17 protein-coding genes are annotated in these 18,809 nt (G+C 68.0%); 9 read left to right on the top strand and 8 right to left on the bottom strand.

All coding sequences use genetic code 11. The annotated features are described in order from the left end of the window. The first annotated feature begins 11 nt into the window (after nt 1-11). From AZL_RS01485 to AZL_RS01470, 4 genes are read left to right on the top strand one after another with little or no spacing between them, the layout of a single operon-like run. Nucleotides 12-581 carry a PAS domain-containing protein gene (locus tag AZL_RS01485; RefSeq protein WP_012972904.1) on the top strand — a complete coding sequence of 190 codons (570 nt, stop codon included), beginning with the start codon at nt 12-14 and terminating at the stop codon, nt 579-581. Then, complete coding sequence (locus AZL_RS01480) at nt 578-2,518, top strand: DNA translocase FtsK (RefSeq protein ID WP_012972903.1); 1,941 nt, start codon at nt 578-580, stop codon at nt 2,516-2,518. The genes AZL_RS01485 and AZL_RS01480 overlap by 4 nt, the downstream gene beginning before the upstream one ends. Before the next feature lie 52 nt (nt 2,519-2,570). Beyond that, a complete protein-coding gene (locus tag AZL_RS01475) occupies nt 2,571-3,071 on the top strand; it encodes a DinB family protein (RefSeq protein WP_012972902.1) in 501 nt (166 codons plus the stop codon). Then, nucleotides 3,068-3,682: a pyridoxamine 5'-phosphate oxidase family protein gene (locus tag AZL_RS01470; RefSeq protein WP_012972901.1), complete on the top strand. Its 615-nt coding sequence runs from the start codon at nt 3,068-3,070 to the stop codon at nt 3,680-3,682. The genes AZL_RS01475 and AZL_RS01470 overlap by 4 nt, the downstream gene beginning before the upstream one ends. Here the strand turns inward: AZL_RS01470 and AZL_RS01465 are convergent. From AZL_RS01465 to AZL_RS01450, 4 genes are all read right to left on the bottom strand, one after another. Continuing rightward, the gene (locus tag AZL_RS01465) at nt 3,676-5,709 is read right to left on the bottom strand and encodes a sensor histidine kinase (protein ID WP_247894347.1); all 2,034 of its coding nucleotides are present in this window, start codon (nt 5,707-5,709) and stop codon (nt 3,676-3,678) included. The genes AZL_RS01470 and AZL_RS01465 overlap by 7 nt on opposite strands. A gap of 170 nt (nt 5,710-5,879) precedes the next feature. Further along, nucleotides 5,880-7,871 (bottom strand): sensor histidine kinase, encoded by a 1,992-nt coding sequence (locus tag AZL_RS01460; protein WP_247894346.1) that lies wholly within the window; start codon nt 7,869-7,871, stop codon nt 5,880-5,882. Nucleotides 7,872-8,063: 192 nt separating this feature from the next. Continuing rightward, entirely contained in the window at nt 8,064-10,172 is a 2,109-nt protein-coding gene (locus AZL_RS01455) for a sensor histidine kinase (RefSeq protein WP_012972898.1), read from the bottom strand. Nucleotides 10,173-10,253: 81 nt separating this feature from the next. Continuing rightward, nucleotides 10,254-11,009, bottom strand: coding sequence for an MgtC/SapB family protein (locus AZL_RS01450; RefSeq protein WP_247894247.1), 756 nt, complete (start codon nt 11,007-11,009; stop codon nt 10,254-10,256). Nucleotides 11,010-11,267: 258 nt separating this feature from the next. Between AZL_RS01450 and AZL_RS01445 the strand changes: the two genes are divergently transcribed. The 5 genes from AZL_RS01445 (at nt 11,268) to AZL_RS01425 (ending at nt 15,498) form a co-directional block, all read left to right on the top strand. Next, complete coding sequence (locus tag AZL_RS01445) at nt 11,268-11,462, top strand: periplasmic nitrate reductase, NapE protein (RefSeq protein ID WP_012972896.1); 195 nt, start codon at nt 11,268-11,270, stop codon at nt 11,460-11,462. Nucleotides 11,463-11,498: 36 nt separating this feature from the next. Next, complete coding sequence (locus AZL_RS01440; RefSeq protein WP_012972895.1) at nt 11,499-11,765, top strand: chaperone NapD; 267 nt, start codon at nt 11,499-11,501, stop codon at nt 11,763-11,765. Between the two features lie 84 nt (nt 11,766-11,849). Next, nucleotides 11,850-14,351, top strand: coding sequence for a nitrate reductase catalytic subunit NapA (napA, locus tag AZL_RS01435; RefSeq protein ID WP_012972894.1), 2,502 nt, complete (start codon nt 11,850-11,852; stop codon nt 14,349-14,351). A gap of 14 nt (nt 14,352-14,365) precedes the next feature. Next, entirely contained in the window at nt 14,366-14,887 is a 522-nt protein-coding gene (locus AZL_RS01430) for a nitrate reductase cytochrome c-type subunit (RefSeq protein ID WP_042442322.1), read from the top strand. After that, nucleotides 14,884-15,498 carry a NapC/NirT family cytochrome c gene (locus AZL_RS01425; protein ID WP_012972892.1) on the top strand — a complete coding sequence of 205 codons (615 nt, stop codon included), beginning with the start codon at nt 14,884-14,886 and terminating at the stop codon, nt 15,496-15,498. The genes AZL_RS01430 and AZL_RS01425 overlap by 4 nt, the downstream gene beginning before the upstream one ends. An 84-nt stretch (nt 15,499-15,582) precedes the next feature. On the opposite strand, the gene AZL_RS01420 is transcribed toward AZL_RS01425, so the two are convergent. From AZL_RS01420 to AZL_RS01405, 4 genes are all read right to left on the bottom strand, one after another. Next, complete coding sequence (locus tag AZL_RS01420) at nt 15,583-16,239, bottom strand: hypothetical protein (RefSeq protein WP_042442319.1); 657 nt, start codon at nt 16,237-16,239, stop codon at nt 15,583-15,585. A gap of 216 nt (nt 16,240-16,455) precedes the next feature. Further along, the gene (locus AZL_RS01415) at nt 16,456-17,526 is read right to left on the bottom strand and encodes a DUF4424 family protein (protein WP_012972890.1); all 1,071 of its coding nucleotides are present in this window, start codon (nt 17,524-17,526) and stop codon (nt 16,456-16,458) included. Between the two features lie 4 nt (nt 17,527-17,530). After that, nucleotides 17,531-17,905 carry a hypothetical protein gene (locus AZL_RS01410; RefSeq protein ID WP_042442315.1) on the bottom strand — a complete coding sequence of 125 codons (375 nt, stop codon included), beginning with the start codon at nt 17,903-17,905 and terminating at the stop codon, nt 17,531-17,533. Nucleotides 17,906-17,915: 10 nt separating this feature from the next. Then, on the bottom strand, nt 17,916-18,746 hold the full coding sequence (locus AZL_RS01405; protein WP_012972889.1) for a hypothetical protein: 831 nt from the start codon (nt 18,744-18,746) through the stop codon (nt 17,916-17,918). Nucleotides 18,747-18,809 lie beyond the last annotated feature (63 nt).

The following is an 18,809-nucleotide window of genomic DNA, read 5'->3' as shown; positions in this document are numbered from 1 at the left end:
CTGCGATTGTCATGACCAAGGAAAGAACCGAGCTGGCGACGCCGTATCTCAGCGGCCTGCTCGAATTCTGGCTCACCAAATCCGTCGCCGGCCGGCCGCCGGTCCCCAGCAGCATCTCCCCCGCCGATCTGCGGCCGTGGAAGGACAACATCGCCGTGTTCGAGGTGATCGGGGAGGAATCCGGCACCTTTGTCTATTCCTATTACGGCAAGGCGCTGGCCGCCGCCTTCGGCCAATCGCGTCTGGGCGCCACGCTGGACGACTTGCCGCCGGAACAGCGCGCCGTCCTGCAACCCGAATATGAGACGGTGCGCCGCGAACGGCTGCCCGTCGCCCGCGTCCACACCGCGCTCTTCGGCGGCCGCACCCGCAGCTTCGAACGGCTGGTTCTGCCGATGTCCAGCGACGGGGTCGCCATCGACAAGCTGCTGGTCGCCGCCTACGAGATGACGCCGCGCGAGCTGGCGGCGCGCCCGCCGCTGCAAGCCCAGGGGCCGGACGGACGGCCGGGCGGGCGGCCGGGCGGCCCCTCCTCCGGCCCGATCCCCCTCACCGTTCAGAAGCCGGGAGCCTCGGCATGACTCCGCGTATGCCGCATCTCGCCGCCCCGCCCACCCAGGCGGGCGTGGTGACCGCCGACGAGTTCAACCTGTGGTGCGCGCTGAACGGCCGCCCCTTCAACCTCGTTCCCAACCCGCGCCCCGACGGCCGGGTGATGTGGGATGTCGAGGTGCTGCCCGGCACGCCGCGCGCCGGCACCGTCTATTCCACCAACCTGTCGGACGAGGCGCTGGCGGTGGTCGCCGGTTTCGCCTTCCTGTCGGGCGTCGAATGGGCCTATGAGGCGCGCGACCCTGCGGCGGACGAGGCCGAAGCCCCTGCCATCCCGCCATGCGAACCGCCATGCGAACCGGCGCGGGTCGTGGCCACCGCCGAGGCGGCGCCACCGGCCGCCAGCCAGCCCGTCCCCTGCGCGCCCGCCGCTCCGGCGGACTATCCCGCCGTCTATTCGCTGCCCACCGTCTCGCTGCTGCAAACCCCGCCGCCGCGCCCGGTGCAGCAGCATGACGAATCGGTGCTGGCCCGCAACGCGCGGATGCTGGAAACCGTCCTGAAGAACTTCCGTGTCCGCGGCGAGATCATGGACGTCCGCCCCGGCCCGGTGGTGACGCTGTACGAGTTCGAGCCGGCCCCCGGTACCAAGTCGGCGACCGTCATCAACCTGACCGACGACATCGCCCGTTCGATGAGCGTGGTCACCGCCCGCATCGCCATCGTCCCCGGCCGCAGCGTCATCGGCGTCGAGCTGCCGAACCCGGTGCGCGAGATGGTCTATCTGCGCGAGAGCTTCGACCACGACGCCTTCCGCAACACCACCGCCCAGCTCGCCATCGCGCTCGGCAAGGACATCAGCGGCGAGCCGGTGGTCGCCGACCTCGCCCGCATGCCGCATCTGCTGGTCGCCGGCACCACCGGCTCAGGCAAGTCGGTGGCGATCAACACGATGATCCTGTCGCTGCTCTACCGGCTGCCGCCGGAGCGCTGCCGCTTCATCATGGTCGATCCCAAGATGCTGGAGCTGTCGGTCTATGACGGCATCCCGCACCTGCTGACCCCCGTCGTCACCGATCCCAAGAAGGCGGTGGTCGCCCTGCGCTGGGCCGTGCGCGAGATGGAAAGCCGCTACGAGGCGATGTCCAAGCTCGGCGTGCGCAACATCGAGGGCTACAACGCCCGCATGGCGGAGATGATCGCCGCCGGCGAGAAGATGCCGCGCCGCGCCCCGGCGCCGGGCGAGCCGGAGAATGTCTTCGACCTGACGCCGTCGGAGCCGACGCCGCTGCCCTACATCGTCGTCATCGTCGACGAGATGGCCGACCTGATGCTGGTCGCCGGCAAGGAGATCGAGGCGGCGATCCAGCGCCTCGCCCAGATGGCGCGCGCCGCCGGCATCCATCTGATCATGGCGACCCAGCGCCCGTCGGTCGACGTCATCACCGGCACCATCAAGGCCAATTTCCCGACCCGTATCAGCTTCCAGGTCACCAGCAAGATCGACAGCCGCACCATCCTGGGCGAAGCCGGGGCGGAGCAGCTGCTCGGCCAGGGCGACATGCTCTACATGCAGGGCGGTGGCCGCATCACCCGCGTCCACGGTCCCTTCGTCTCCGATTCGGAGGTCGAGGAGATCGTCCAGTATGTCAAGGCCCAGGGCGCCCCCAACTATGTCACCGCCATCACCGAGGAGGAGGAGGAGGCCGCCGCGGTGGAGGATGAGGAGGGCGGTTCGGCCGCCACCGGCGACGACCTCTACATGCAGGCCGTCAATCTGGTGGTGCGCGAGGGCAAGGTGTCGGTCAGCTTCATCCAGCGCCAGCTCCAGATCGGCTACAACCGCGCCGCCCGTCTGGTCGAGCGGATGGAGACCGAACGCGTCGTCGGCCCGGCCAACCACCAGGGCAAGCGCGAGGTTCTGCTGTCCCACGCCGGCCTGTCGGCCAAGCGCGCCGGGGTTTGATCGATCCTCCCCCTCCCGGAACGGGAGGGGACGGGAAGGAAGGAGACCGCCCATGGACCCCAAGCCGCATTTCGAGGCGCTCGCCCGCTACAACCGCTGGGCCAACCGCCGTCTCTACGAGACCGTGGCCCAACTGTCCGACGCGCAGTATCGCGAGGACCGGGGAGCCTTCTTCGGCTCGCTGCGCGGCACGCTGAACCACATCCTGGTGGCCGACCGGCTGTGGCTGGAGCGGATCGAGGGCACCGGGCCGAAGCCGTCGTCGCTCGGCGAGATCCTGCATGACGATTTTCCGGGGCTGCGCGCGGCCCGCGAGGCGGAGGACGAGCGCATTCTGCGCGTCCTGGCAGCCACCCCGGCGGAACGCTTCGGGTCGATCCTCGCCTACCGCAGCACGGAGGGCATGGCTTTTGAGCTGCCCTTCACCCAGGTGCTGACCCACATCTTCAACCACCAGACCCATCACCGCGGACAGGCCCACGCCCTGCTGAGCCAGTTCGGGCTCGATGCGCCGTCGATCGACCTCGTCTATTTCCTGCTTAACCTGCAATGAGCCGCCCGGTCACCGACCTTGCCACCCTCGAAGCGCTCTATGGCCAGCCGGCCGCCCGCTCGGTCGCCAAGGAAGTGCCGGCGCTCACCCCCGGCTACCGCGCGCTGATCGAGGCGTCGCCCTTCCTCGTCCTCGCCACCAGCGGGCCGGACGGGCTGGACGCCTCGCCGCGCGGCGACGGGCCGGGCTTCGTCCGGGTGGTGGACGACCGCAGCCTGCTGATCCCCGACCGCCGCGGCAACAACCGCATCGACAGCCTGCGCAACATACTGGCCGACCCGCGGGTCGGGCTGCTGTTCCTGGTGCCGGGGATGAACGAAACCCTGCGCGTCAACGGCCGCGCGCGGATCGATGCCGACCCGGTTCTGTGCGGGAGCTTCACCGTCGACGGCAAGGCGCCGAAATCGGTGCTGATCGTCACCATCGAAACCGTCTATTTCCAGTGCGCCCGCGCCCTGCTGCGCTCCCGCCTGTGGGATCCGGCGGCGCTGATGGAGCGGGCCAGCCTGCCGTCGGTGGGAACCCTGCTGGCCGAGACCAGCGCCGGGCGCGAAGGCGGCGAGGCCTATGACCGGATCGTGGCGGAACAGATGCCGAAGACGCTCTACTGAACCGGCAGCCGGTGCGCCACCGCGCCGGCGGACGCCTTCCCGCCCTCCTGCTCCGCCGCGGCCGGCAGCCGAATGGTGAAGACCGACCCGGCGCCAAGGGCGCTTTCCACCGTCAGGGTTCCGCCATGGGCGGCGGCGATCTTCTGCGTCATGTAGAGTCCCAGGCCCGACCCCTTGGTCCCTTGGGAGGAGGCGGCGCGGAAATAGATCGAGCCGATGCGTTCCACCTCCTCCGGGCTCATGCCGTGGCCCTGGTCGGCGACGCGGATGACCAGGGCCCCGTCCGCCACCCCCGCCGCCACCCGCACCACGGTGTCGGGCGGCGAATAGCGCAGCGCGTTGCGCACCAGATTGGCGACCGCCACCCCCAGGAACGGCACGTCGACCCGCACCCGGCGCTCCGGCGCATCGACCGTCACCACCAGCCGGCCCTCGCCCTCCACACCGTCCAGCCCGTCCAGCGCCTCGTCGAGCAGGAGGTCGAGCGGCACGGTCTCCGGCTTCAGCGCCAGCGCCCCCTGGTCCAGCGCGTCGGCCGACAGGAACAGCTCCACAAGGTCGGACATGCGCCGCGTGGTCTCGACGATCCGGCGGACACGGGATTGCATCGACGGCGCCCGCAGCTCCCCCGACAGCTCGATCATCTGCGCCGCCCCCTGGATGGCGGCGAGCGGGGTGCGGAACTCGTGCGACAGCATGGCGACGAAGCTGCGCTGTTCCTCCGCCCGCTTGGTGGCGAAGGCCGATTCCTCCTGCGCCCGCACCCGCTCCCGTTGCAGGCCGCGGATGCGCAGCGCCAGGCCGGAGCCCAGGCACAGCACGGTGCCCAGCACGGCGACCTGGTAGGGTTCGGCGAACAGCAGGTCGGCCGGCAGGGCGCCCCGAATGATGGCCTGACCCAGCACATAGCCCAGAACAGCGATCAACGCGCTGGCGGCATAGAAGCGGGCGCTGGTATCGGCGGGAGTCTTCACGGCTTGGCGGATCGACAGCACCGCACCGAGCAGCGTCGAGAGCAGGGAGGCCAACGCCACGATCGGAAAGGCGATCCCATACATCCATGAGAGCGCCGACGGCACCAACAGGATCGCCAGCCAGCGGATGCCCACATAGAGCAGGCGCAGACGCGGATGATGGACCCGCAGGTTCAAAATGCGATCCCACATCGCCGCGGCGCCGGCGATGCTGAGAAGAGCGCTGGTGCCGACCGCGAGATTCTGCAACCATCCCGGCATGTCGGGAAGCAGCACCGACGCCACCCCGGTCGAAAACACGTAGGAGCAGAGGACGCTCGCCACATAGGCGGTGAAGGCCAGCAGGGCTCCGTCGCGCAGAAGCACGCCAAGGGAGACATAGGCCAGCGTCAGGACCGTCAGCACGCCGAAGAACAGCCCCAGGAACAGCAGGTTCGTCATCTGGAAGCCGGCATAGGCCGACGGAGCGTAGATCGCCGCCCGCAGGGAGATGGCGCTGACCGAGTCGATGCGCAGATACAAGGAGACCGGCCTGCCTTCCGGCAGGGCCAGCACCGAACTGTGCAGCCGGGTCTTCAACGGCCGCTGGCTGAACGGCACGAAGTCGCCCATGCGGACGACGCGATAGCCGGGGGTCTCGCCGGTGGCGGCGGGATCGGGAACATGGAGGTCGAGATGGTCGATGTAGGCCTCGCCCAACTCCAGGATCCAATCCGCCGGAGCCCCACGTTCCCGCAGCAGGTCGAACCGGTACCAATGGATGTCGCGTGTCATGCCGGCGCCCCGGAACAGCGTCTGCGGCTCGAACCTGCCCTCCGCATCGGCCCGCAGCACATCGCTGAAGCCGAGCGCATGGTCGCGGTCGATCAGCCGGGCGAAATGTCCGGCGAGCGATGCCCGGTCGGTCGAGGCCGTCAGCCGCAGGGGATCGGCAACCCTCTCCACCACCCCGGCCACAGCCGGAACAGCCGGCTGCGCCCAGGCCGCCACCGGTACGAGACCCGACGCCAGCCACAGGATGAGGCCGAACAGCCATGGAGACCAGGGGGCCATGGCGGGCACGCCCGTGCCTCCGGCCGCCTCCAGCATCCATCGCTTGTCCGGCCGGTCGATGATCGCCCCCTCCGCTCTCCAGGCTCGCAAAGATTCGACCTCAAAGTGATACGCTGAAAGGAAAAAGATGGCAAACGAGGCCGCGAACGCTTCCAAGCCGCAAAAGAATGTCAGTTTCCCTGCTGCCCGTCCGTCACCGGCAGCCGGATGGTGAAGACCGACCCGGCGCCAAGGGTGCTTTCCACCGTCAGGGTGCCGCCATGGGCGGCGGCGATCTTCTGCGTCATGTAGAGTCCCAGGCCCGACCCCTTGGTCCCTTGGGAGGAGGCGGCGCGGAAATAGATCGAGCCGATGCGTTCCACCTCCTCCGGGCTCATGCCATGGCCCTGGTCGGCGACGCGGATGACCAGGGCTCCGTCCGCCACCCCCGCCGCCACCCGCACCACGGTGTCGGGCGGCGAATAGCGCAGCGCGTTGCGCACCAGATTGGCGACCGCCACCCCCAGGAACGGCACGTCGACCCGCACCCGGCGCTCCGGCGCATCGACCGTCACCACCAGCCGGCCCTCGCCCTCCACACCGGCCAGCCCGTCCAGCGCCTCGTCGAGCAGGAGGTCGAGCGGCACGGTCTCCGGTTTCAGCGCCAGCGCCCCCTGGTCCAGCGCGTCGGCCGACAGGAACAGCTCCACGAGGTCGGACATGCGCCGCGTGGTCTCGACGATCCGGCGGACACGGGACTGCATGGACGGCGCCCGCAGCTCCCCCGACAGCTCGATCATCTGCGCCGCCCCCTGGATGGCGGCGAGCGGGGTGCGGAACTCGTGCGACAGCATGGCGACGAAGCTGCGCTGCTCCTCCGCCCGCTTGGTGGCGAAGGCCGATTCCTCCTGCGCCCGCACCCGCTCCCGTTGCAGGGTGCGGATGCGCAGCGCCAGGCCGGAGCCCAGGCACAGCACGGTGCCCAGCACGGCGACCTGGTAGGGATCGGCGAACAGCAGGTCGGCCGGCAGGGCGCCCCGCACCGTGAACTGGGTCAGGCTGTTCCCGGCGATGGCCGTCAACCCGCTGGCGGCGTAGTAGCGGGCACTGGTATCGGCGGGAGTCCTGATCGCCTGCCAGATCGACAGAAGGGCACCGGTCAGCGTCGCCAGGGTGGCGATCAGCAGCATCAGCGGATTGGTGATCGAATAGAGCCAGGACACCGCCGTCGGCAGCGACAGCAGCGCCATCCAGCGGATGCCCGCATAGATCCGGTGCAGACGCGGATGATGGACCCGCAGATTGAGGATGCGGTCCCACATCGACGCCGACGCGGCAACGCCGAGAAAGGCGCTGCTGCCGACCACCAGATTTTGCAGCCAGCCCGGAATGTCGGGAAGCAGCACCGACGCCACCCCGGTCGAAAACAGGTAGAAGGTAAAAACGCTCGCCACATAGCCGGTGAAGGCCAGCAGGGCTCCGTCGCGCAGAAGCACGCCCAGCGCGACATACCCCAAGATCAGCACCCCCAGCACGCCGAAGAACAGCCCCTGGAACAGCAGGTTCGGCAGTTGGAAGCCGGCATAGGCCGACGGGGCGTAGATCGCCGCACGCAAGGTGATCGAACTGACCGAGTCGATACGCAGATACAGGGAGACCGGCTTGCCTTCCGGCAGGGCCAGCATCGAGCTGTGCAGCCGGGTCTTCAATGGCCGCTGGCTGAACGGCACGAAGTCGCCCATGTGGACGACGCGATAGCCGGGGGTCTCGCCGGTGGCGGCGGGATCGGGAACATGGAGGTCGAGATGGTCGATGTAGGCCTCGCCCAACTCCAGGATCCAATCCGCCGGAGCCCCACGTTCCCGCAGCAGGTCGAACCGGTACCAATGGATGTCGGGCGTCTGCCCGGCGCCCCGGAAGATCGTCTGGGGTTCGAACCGCCCCTCCGCATCGGCCCGCAGCACATCGCTGAAGCCGAGCGCATGGTCACGGTCGATCAGCCGGGCGAAATGTCCGGCGAGCGATGCCCGATCGGTCGAGGCCGTCAGCCTCAGGGGGTCGGCAACCCGCTCCACGGCCCCGGCCACAGCCGGAACAGCCGGCTGCGCCCAGGCCGCCACCGGCATGAGACCCGACGCCAGCCACAGGATGAGGCCGAACAGCCATGGAGACCAGGGGGCCATGGCGGGCACGCCCGTGCCTCCGGCCCTATCCGCTTTCCATCGTTTGCCCAGCCGGTCGATGATCGCCCCCTCCACTCTCCAGGCTCATAAAGGTTTGATCCCGAAGTAATACGCCGGAAGAGGTAGGATGGCAAACAGGGCGGCAGTCGTCTCCCGGCCGCGACCAAGCAGGGCTCCGGCGGGAAAAGAGGATCAGTTTGCTTGTCGATCAGCCATCGCGGGCAGCCGGATGGTGAAAACCGATCCCTCGTCGCGCCCACTCCGCACCGAAAGGGTACCGCCATGGGCGGCGACGATTTTTTGCGTCATGTAGAGCCCCAGGCCGGACCCTTTTGTCCCGCGCGAGGAGGAGGCGCGGAAATAGATCGAGCCGATCCGCTCCACCTCCTCCGGGCTCATGCCGCGCCCCTCGTCGGCGACATGGATGACGACTCCGGTCCCGTCGATTTCGGCCGCCACCCGGACCGCCGAGGTGGGGGACGAGTAGCGCAGCGCATTCTGCACCAGATTGCCGATCGCCACCCCCAGGAACGGAGCATCCACCAGCAGCGGATGATCGGGAGAGACGATGGACAAGGTCAGACGTTCGTCCGCGTCCGTCCCCTTCAGGCCGCCCAGCACCTCCTCCATCAGTTGGCCCAGCGCCACCGGCTCCGGCTTCAGGGCCAGCGCCCCCTGGTCCAGCGCATCGGCGGACAGGAACAGTTCCACCAGTTCCGCCATCTTGCGGGTGGTGCCGCGGATTCGGTGCAGGCGGTTCAGTACGGACGGTGCCGCCACCGTGCCTGTCAGCTCGATCATCTGCGCGGCGCTGTCGATGGCGGCGAGCGGCGTCCGGAACTCGTGCGACAGCATGGCGACGAAGCTGCGCTGCTCCTCCGCCCGCTTGGTGGCGAAGGCCGATTCCTCGCGGGCCCGCAGCCGCTCCGACTGTAGGCGGCCGATGCGCAGGGCCAGGCCGATGCCCAGCACCAGCACCGCCAGCATCGAGGAGATCTGGTAGGGGTCGGCGACGGCGAAATCGGCCGGCAGCACACCGCGCAGGGACATCTGCGTCAACAGGAAACCGGCAAGCGACACCAGCGTGCTGGCCATATAAAAGCGCGGGCTGAGGTCGTCAGGAGTCTGCCAGATCATCCTCGCGGTCAGCACCAGCGCGATCACCACCACGACCAGGGCCGACAGGGTCACCACCGGCCCGGTCAAGGCATAGAGCGGCGACACCGTCGTCGGCAGCAGCAGCACCGTCACCAGCGCCAGCCCCTGGTAGCAGCGGCTCAGCAGGGGCGCCCGGCTCCGCAAGTCGAGGATATGGACCCACATGGTCAGCGCCGTGGCGAATCCCAGGAAACCGCTGCTGCCCACCATCAGGTTGCTGAGCCAGCCGGGCATGTCCGGCAACAGGATGGCGGCGATGCCGTTGGCGAACAGGTAGTAGAAAAGAACGGTGGCGACATAGCCGGTGTAGGTCAGCAGAGCCCCGTCGCGCAGCAGCAGGCCCAACGCGACATAGCCCAGCGTCAGAATGCCCAACACCCCCAGGAACAGCCCCTGGAACAGCAGATCGGTCGTCTGGTGGGCGACATAGGCCGCCGGCGTCCATATCCGGGCGGACAGGCGGATGGCGCTGACCGAATCGACCCGCAGATAGAGCGAGACCGGCTTCCCCTCCGGCAGGCTCAGCGGCAGCGTATGCAGCCGGGTCCGCATCGGCCGCTGGCTGAATGGAACGAAATCGCCCATCCGGACCAGCCGGTAGGCTCCGGGCGATCGCGGCCGGCCCGCCACTCCTACCCCGTCGCCCCCGGACCCGATCGCCACCCCGGACGCCTTCGGGATGAAGAGATCGAGATGGTCGATGTAGGCCTCGCCCATCTCCAGCAGCCAGTCCGCCGGGGCGCCGGGCTGGCGCATCAGGTCGAACCTGTACCAATGGATGTCCTGGGTCTGGCCGGCGCCGCGGAAATCCTCCTGCGGCTCCATCCGTCCCTCGGCGTCGGCCTTCAGGATGTCGGCAAAATCCAGTTTGCGGTCGGGATCGACCAGACGGGCGAAATGGCCGGCGAGCGTCGCGCTGGCCGTCTCCGGTCCCAATGGCAGGGGATCGGCCGCCGGTCGCGCCGCTGCCGAAACCGCCATTCCCGCGACGCACAGCAGAACCGCGCACAGAAGAAGGAACGTGCCGGCCCCCCGGCGGACCCGGACAGGCACCGAGGCCGCGGGCTCCGCAGCCCGTTGACGCTCGCCACGCTGCCGGGCCGGCAGACCGGCTTTCCCGCCGTTGTTCGCGTCCTTCATCATCGGCAGATATCGCTAAAGATAAAGCTTTAGAGAAAGATTAACCCTGTATGCATTTTCCCCCTACCCTCCTCTCCGCCCCGATCAGATGCGCGACGGAGACAGCTTGAACTCGACCACCGCGTCGGTCGAGGCGAGGTCGCCGACCAGCGCCATCGGATCGACATCGCCCTTGCCCTGCAAAACCAGCTGGCATTCGAACTGGCCGCTGCCGTTGGCGAGATGGAAGGACCAGTCGACCACCTCGAAGCCATGCGCCTTGGCCTGCACCCGCAACTCCTCCGGCGGTGGCGCCTTGTCGCGCGGAAAGACCAGAGTCAGGTGGATCACCGAGCGGTGCGGCAACAACCGCTCGATCGGACGCAGCAGACTCATCACCAGGATGCTCAGCAGCGCCGCGGCGATGGCGACCGCGTAGAAGCCGAGCCCGATGGTCACGCCGATGGCCGAGGTCGCCCAGATCGACGCCGCGGTGGACAGGCCGCGGATCGACAGCCCCTCGCGCATGATCACCCCGGCGCCGAGGAAGCCGATGCCGGTGACGATGCCCTGGATCACCCGGGTCGGGTCGCCGGCCGCTACCGCCCCATGCAGCCCCCCCTGCGTCGCGATGCCGCCGAACCACATGGCGGGATAGGCGTTGACCACCGTCAACGCGGTGGAGGCCAGACAGACCAGCCCATAAGTCCGCATCCCCGCCGCCCGTCCGTGATAGCTGCGCTCGTAGCCCAGCAGCATGCCGACCGCCAGCGCCCCCAGAAGATGAAGCAAAATCAATCCATTGGTCACCAATTCGGCCGGTGACCAGTAAGCACGCAGCACATCCATCGCCTGTTCCATTCCCAATCGGCCCCTCGTTCCGGAGGCGGCCCCCACTGTAGCGCGGCGGGTGGGGAAACACCCATCCCGACGCATGGCGCAGCGCCATTCCGTCACAGGGCATGACCGCCGCCACTTGACCTGGGTCAATTCCAGACAGGCGGAAAGTATCAATACTAAGGAATGAAAACCGATACCCAAGAACCAGCCCAGGACCAACCTGACGGGCTGGGCCGGCGTCCGGCCCGAACCATTCCCGCACCGACCGAGAGTGCAGCCATGCGGCCCATCCCGTCCCCCCTCCTGTCCCATCCGTCCGACCGGAAGGCGACCGACCACGCCCCGGCCCCCACCCGCCGGGCGGAAGGGCTGATGTTCCTGTCACTGTCGGTTCTGGTCTGGCCGGTGATCGCCGTCGGCACCGTCGCCGCCTACGGCTTCTCGATCTGGATGTACCAGCTCCTCACCCATTGAGGCCCACATAGCCCCCCCCGAGGACCGAGGACCATCATGCCGCGCCAGCCAGAGATCCACATCTCCAGCCTCGTCATCCAGCACAGCCCCGACCGCGCCGACGCGGTGCGCGAGGCGGCGAGCGCCGTCGCCGGGCTGGACTGGTGCGCGGCGGAGAACGGCAAGGCGGTGGTGACGCTGGTCACCGCCAGCGCGGGCGAGGTCATCGACCGCATCGCCGAACTGAACGCCGTCCCCGGCGTGCACACCACCACCATGGTCTACCACCACTACGAACCCGCGGACGCGATCGACGCCACCTGACGGCGCCGCCATCCCGTTGCCCTCCGGGCGCGCCGCACACGCTTCCTCCCCGTGACCTTTCTCCGAAGCTGGAGTCTTCCCGCCATGTTCCTGTCCCGCCGCGATTACCTGAAGGCGCAAGCCGCCGCTGCCGCCGCCGCGGCGGCGGGAATAAGCCTGCCCGCGTCGGCCGCCAACCTGCTGACCGGCGAAGGCGCCAAGCTGACCTGGTCGAAGGCGCCCTGCCGTTTCTGCGGAACCGGCTGCGGCGTGATGGTCGGCGTCAAGGACGGCCGGGTCGTCGCCACCCACGGCGACGTCAAGGCCGAGGTGAACCGCGGCCTGAACTGCGTGAAGGGCTATTTCCTGTCCAAGATCATGTATGGCGAGGACCGGCTGAACCAGCCGCTGCTGCGCATGAAGGACGGGGCGTTCGACAAGGAGGGCGAGTTCACGCCGATCAGCTGGGACGCCGCCTTCGACATCATGGCCGAGAAGTGGAAGGAGACCCTGAGGAAGAAGGGTCCGACCGCCGTCGGCATGTTCGGCTCCGGCCAATGGACCATCTTTGAGGGCTATGCCGCCTCCAAACTGATGAAGGGCGGCCTGCGCTCCAACAACCTCGATCCCAACGCCCGCCACTGCATGGCGTCGGCGGTGGCCGGCTTCATGCGCACCTTCGGCATGGACGAGCCGATGGGCTGCTACGACGACATGGAGCAGGCCGACGCCTTCGTGCTGTGGGGCTCCAACATGGCGGAGATGCACCCCATCCTGTGGACGCGCGTCACCGACCGCCGCCTCAGCCATCCCGGCTGCAAGGTCGCCGTGCTGTCGACCTACGAGCATCGCAGCTTCGACCTCGCCGACATCGGGCTGGTCTTCACCCCCGGCTCCGACTTGGCGATCCTGAACTACATCGCCAACCACATCATCAAGACCGGCCGGGTGAACAAGGAGTTCGTCGGGAAGCACTGCAACTTCAAGCGCGGCCGCGACGACATCGGTTACGGCCTGCGTCCCGACAACCCCTTGGAGAAGAAGGCGAAGAACGCCGACAAGGCCAACGACTCCGACCCGATCAGCTTCGAGGAGTTCGCCAAGTTCGTCGAGCCCTACACGCTCGACAGGGCGCATGAGCTGTCGGGCGTGCCGAAGAACCGGCTGGAGGCGCTGGCCGAGCTGTATGCCGACCCCAAGGTGAAGGTCGTGTCCTTCTGGACCATGGGCTTCAACCAGCATGTCCGCGGCGTCTGGGCTAACAACCTCTGCTACAACATCCATCTGCTGACCGGGAAAATCTCGCAGCCCGGCTGCGGCCCCTTCTCGCTGACCGGCCAGCCCTCGGCCTGCGGCACCGCGCGCGAGGTCGGCACCTTCTCCCACCGGCTGCCGGCCGACATGGTGGTGACCAACCCGGAACACCGCAAACACGCCGAGGAGATCTGGAAGCTGCCGGAGGGGACCATCCCCGACAAGGTCGGCTACCACGCCGTCCAGCAGGACCGCATGCTGAAGGACGGCAAGCTCAACGCCTACTGGGTCATGTGCAACAACAACATGCAGACGGCCCCGAACACGGCGAAGGAGACCTTCCCCGGCTACCGCAATCCCGAGAACTTCATCGTCGTCTCCGACCCCTACCCGACGGTGACGGCGCTGGCCGCCGACCTGATCCTGCCCACCGCCATGTGGGTGGAGAAGGAGGGCGGCTACGGCAACGCCGAGCGCCGCACCCAGCTATGGCGCCAGCTGGTCGATGCGCCGGACGGCGCGCGCTCCGACCTGTGGCAGATGATGGAGTTCTCCAAGCGCTTCACCGTGGAGGAGGTCTGGCCGGAGGATCTCCTGAACAGGAAGCCGGAGCTGCGCGGCAAGACGCTGTACGAGGTGCTGTTCCGCAACGGTCAGGTCGACCGCTTCCCGCTGTCCGACCTCGATGCGAACTACAACAATTTCGAAGCCAAGCAGGCCGGATTCTATGTCCAGAAGGGTCTGTTCGAGGAATACGCCTCCTTCGGCCGCGGCCACGGCCATGATCTGGCGCCCTTCGAGCAGTATCACCAGGAACGCGGCCTGCGCTGGCCGGTGGTCGACGGCAAGGAGACCAAGTGGCGCTACCGCGAGGGCTCCGACCCCTATGTGAAGGCCGGCGAGGGCATGCGCTTCTACGGCAACAAGGACGGCAAGGCCAATGTCTTCGCCCTGCCCTACGAGCCGCCGGCCGAGGCGCCGGACACCGATTACCCGTTCTGGCTGTCGACCGGCCGCGTGATCGAGCATTGGCACAGCGGCTCGATGACCATGCGGGTTCCCGAACTGCGCAAGGCCTTCCCCAACGCCGTGGTGTTCATGCATCCCGACGATGCCAAGGATCTGAATGTCCGGCGCGGGCAGGAGGTGCGCGTCACCTCCAGGCGTGGCGAGGTGCGGGTGCGGGTCGAGACGCGCGGGCGCAACAAGCCGCCGCGCGGCCTGGTCTTCGTCCCCTTCTGCGACCAGACGGTCCTCATCAACAAGGTGACGCTCGACGCCACCGATCCGATCAGCAAGCAGACCGACTACAAGAAATGCGCGGTCAAGATCACGCCCGTCGTGAACGCCTGAGGAGTGCCGGCATCATGAAGACCCGTTTCCTGATCGCCGCGCTGGCCCTGCTGGCCGGCATCCCGGCCCTGGCCGTCGGCGTCGCCACCAGCGGCGTGGCCGCCGACAAGCCCGCCGCCCTGTCGGGCACCGGCACGGTGGGGGGGATCAAGGTCCCCTCCACCAACCATCCGATCACCCTGGACGTGCCGGCCGAGGCGACCCACCGCGAGATCACCGACGACCAGAAGCGCGTGCGCAACTACGCCGACCAGCCACCGCTGATCCCGCATGCCATCCGCGACTACCAGATCGACTTGAACATCAACAAGTGCCTGACCTGCCACGACCGCCGCAACACGGCCGGCTCGCAGGCGCCGATGCTGTCGGTCACCCATTTCCAGGACCGTGACGGCCAGACCCTGGGCACGGTGGCGGCGCGCCGCTATTTCTGCACCCAGTGCCATGTGCCGCAGACCGACGCCCAGCCGATCGTTCCCAACAGCTTCCAAGACTTCGACTCGGTCCTGGGCCATGCCCAAGGCGGCCAGAAATGACGATCCGCTCCACCCTGCTGGGCCTGTGGCGCCTGTTCGCCCGCCCCAGCGTCCATTTCGGCCTGGGCTTCCTGACGCTGGGCGGTTTCATCGCCGGCGTCGTCTTCTGGGGCGGCTTCAACACCGCACTGGAAGCCACCAACAAGGAGGCCTTCTGCATCAGTTGCCACGAGATGCGCGACAATCCCTATGAGGAGCTGAAGCAGACCATCCACTTCACCAACCGGTCGGGCGTGCGGGCCAGCTGCCCGGACTGCCATGTCCCGCACCAGTGGACCGACAAGATCGCCCGCAAGATGCAGGCGTCGAAGGAGGTCTGGGGCAAGATCTTCGGCACCATCGACACCCGCGAGAAGTTCCTGGACAAGCGCCGCGAACTGGCCGAGCACGAGTGGGCACGGCTGAAGTCCAACAACTCGCTGGAATGCCGCAACTGCCACAGCGCCGATTCGATGGACATCACCAAGCAGAATCCGCGCGCCGCCAAGATGCACGAGACCTACCTGTTCACCGGGGAGAGGAGCTGCATCGACTGCCACAAGGGCATCGCCCATCACCTGCCCGACATGCAGGGGATCGAGCCGGGCTGGACCGCAAGCGCGGTGAAGTGAACGCCCTCCCGACCGCGAAAAGGCCCTTCTCCCACAAGAGGGGAAGGGCCTTTTCGCGTCCGGTGCGCTTCGCGCCGGCTCCGGTCAGGCATAAAGCTGAAAGTTGAAGCTGCCGCAGATCAGGATATGGGCGGTCTGCTCCACCGCCAGCGTCAGATAGCTGGACAGTACGGAGCTTTGATAGGTGTAGCCGGTCGGCAGCGGCAAATCGGCCAGCCCGTCCAGGCTGGTGACGTCGTAACCGCTGTCGCCGAAGGCGGCGACCAGGGCATAGCGCCCCCCCTCCGGGCTGATGATCTCCTGCAACACGGCGCCCGCCGGGAAGGTGACCGAGGTCTGGCGCTCGATCTCGCCCTTGGCCCATTGGACGCTGGGCGAATCGCCGGCCAGCGGGACGATCGACAGGATGCGGGCGATCAGGGTCAGCGTGACCGTCAGCCCGTTCGACAGGGACAGCCCAAGCTGGCGCGGCAGGGAGGCCGGGGCGTCGCCCGGATAAGGGTAGATGGTGCTGCAACAGGCCAGCGCGCTCTGACCCGGCGTATCCGCCGTGAAGACCAGGGGATCATTCGCCGGGTCCGCGGAGAACGACACGCAGGGGGGCAGAAACGGAGCGATCTGATTGACGAAATAGGTCTCGTCATCCGTCGCGTAATTATAAATGTAGCCGGGGGATGTGTTGGGGTTTTGCCGGAACTCCTGATTGAACCCACGGCTGACCACGATGTCGACGCCTGCCATCTGACTCTCTCCATCGGTTGGCCGCCAGGGCATTGGCTCGCAGCGGCGGCACAGCCGGAAGGATATGTTATGCATATAATATATCAATAAAATTGTTTAATTGTCATATATTCACTCATGGCGATTTCAACCAGCCGGCCAGCGCCCTTTTTCGGAGTGGCGCGGGGCTGTTTCCGTTTCACGGGAAACGCCGCCGGCATGACCGGCGAGCGGATTTCAGGGGGCTTTCGCCCGGACGAACAGCAGCAGGCGGATATCGCGGTCGGGAACGAAATCGGTGATCGTCGATTCGAAGGTCGTCGGGCCGGTCTTGCTCAGACCGTTCCAGCACAGTGAGACGATGTTTTCCGGAGCGCCCTTGTCGATGGTCAGGTGGAAACGGCCGATCGGACCGCGCCAGTTGCGGGCGGTGGTCAGGATATATTCGATCTCCGCGGTGCCGTAGGGCATGGCCGGCGACGGGTATTTCGCCTGGACGGCCACCACGGTCCGCCGCGCCGATTCCTCCAGACAATAGCGGTCGGCCCCGGCTCCGCCCCCGGCCGCCTCGCCGACCAGACGCCCGACCACGCCGCGCGCGTCGATCTTCCTCACATCTCCGAGAAGGGAATGGCCCAGAAAGGTCCGGTAGACATGGCGGACCCGCACATCGCGCCCCGGCGGAAAGGTCTGCGTCCAGAAATAGCGGGTGCGCAGCGTCCATTGCGGGTTGTTGTTATAATCGCCGTTCTGGATCAGCCCGGCATCGCGCAGCCGGGCCAGCGCCGCCGGGTCCAGTGTCCGCGCGTAGTCGTCATAGGCCCCCGGCGCCCAGGGCGTCATGCCCAGCGCCCCCGCCGCCTCCACCGCCGCCGTCACATCCCGGCCCTGGAAGAGGGCGCGCCGCTCCAGCGAGGGCTTCTCCGGCCGGTCGTCGATCCACAGGCGGAAATCGAGGAAATCATCGGCCTCCTTGGGAAATTGCCAGGCCGACGCCGTCAATCCCGGCGACAGGTCGAGATCGGGCAGCGGAAAGGCCACCAGCGTTTCGACCGGACGGTCGCTGACATTGCGGAAGACGTAGGAGACGCGGATCTCGTCCATCCCGATCCACAGATCCTCCGACCGCATCTCGATGGCGTCGGTCCTGGTCAGCTCGATCCCGCCGGTGCCCTGGAAGCCGGTGCTGTCATTGGCCGACGCGCCGCCGCCCGCCGCCGGCAGGACCAGCATCGCCAGGAGAACGCCCCATCCGATCCCTTTGCCGCCCATCATTCCCCCCTTGCCGGACCGTTGTTTCGCAGCCATCCCGTCACCCCAGCAGAGCCACCGCCGACAGCGCCAGCAGCGTCACCAGCACCGCCTCGCCCAAGCCCACCAGCCCGCGCAATCCCAGCGCCACCCACCAGCTCGCCCAATCGCGGCGGTGGCGGACCTCCTTCAGCAGGCGTTCCTGGATGCCGGCGACGGTGCGCCGGGCCGACAGGCTGGCGATGCCGCCGACCAGCGCCACCAGCCCGGTGCCCAGCACGAAATACAAGGCCCCCTTCCAGCCGGCGAAATGGTCGGGGTCGTTCAGGTAATGCCCGGTGCCGACGATGATCCACACCGCCGCCGGCCAGACGCCGACGATCTCGGACCCCGGTCCTTCTCCCTTCGGCTCCTCTCGCCCTGGTCCGCCTTCCATCGCCGCCCCCTCAGCCGCCCGGCACATGGCGGTAGGCCAGCACGCGGGTGGCCGGTCCGCCCTCGACATCGGCCAGCGGCAGCAGCAGCTCGACGAACTTCGCCCCCGGCAGCATCGGGTCGTCGCGCACCAGGAGGCAGCGCGGCTCGCCGCTGTCCAGGCAGGCGCGCAGGTCGGACAGCCAGCGTTTCGCCGCCTGTTCGGGATGGCACTCCGTCACCCGCCGCGTCGTCGGCCGCTCGGCCAGCCGGCGTTGCAGGGCGCGGCCGCAGGATTTGTAGACGAAGTCGCCGCCGTCGGCGGTCGGCTCCATCAGGGCGATGCGCGGCACGCTCTCCCGCACCTGGGCGGTGTCGATCTCGATGGCCAGCGGCATGCGGCGCTTGCGCTTCAGCCGCACCCAGTGGGTGTAGAGGGCGCGGACCTGCGGCGTCTGCTCCGCATCGATGACATCGGCCCGGCAGGGCGGTGGCGGCGCGTCGAGCACCGGGGTCGCCACCGGCGCCGACGCGAAGGCCGCCGCCGCCGGCACCGGCTGGGAAGCCGCGGCGGTGATCGGCCGCGAGGCCGCGGCGGTGACCGGCGTATGCGCCTGCCCGGCCGGCGTGTGGCCGATCCGGCCGCCATGCTTCTTCAGCATCGGCAGCGGCGCCCAGGCGGTGCAGGTGTGATAGCCCTTGGTGATGCGGCGGTAGTCCTGGCTGCTGGCGGTGCGGCACTCCCCCTCCACCCCGTGGCGGGCCACATGCACCAGCGTGTTGTCGTCCGACAGCGCCCGCTCCCCGCCCCACGAGACGCAGGCGGCGCAGGCGCGGCTGTCCTTGGCGAAGGCGTGGCTCATCGGGGGCGTGTCTCCAAAGGGGAACCGAAAAGGGAGAGGGGGAATTGATGCGTTCCTTTCCCC

Origin of the sequence: Azospirillum sp. B510 (assembly GCF_000010725.1) — a bacterium.
In the GTDB taxonomy this organism is placed as follows: domain Bacteria; phylum Pseudomonadota; class Alphaproteobacteria; order Azospirillales; family Azospirillaceae; genus Azospirillum; species Azospirillum lipoferum_B.
The sequence above is the reverse complement of the archived record's forward strand: the minus strand, read 5'-3'. Positions and strand labels throughout refer to the sequence as shown.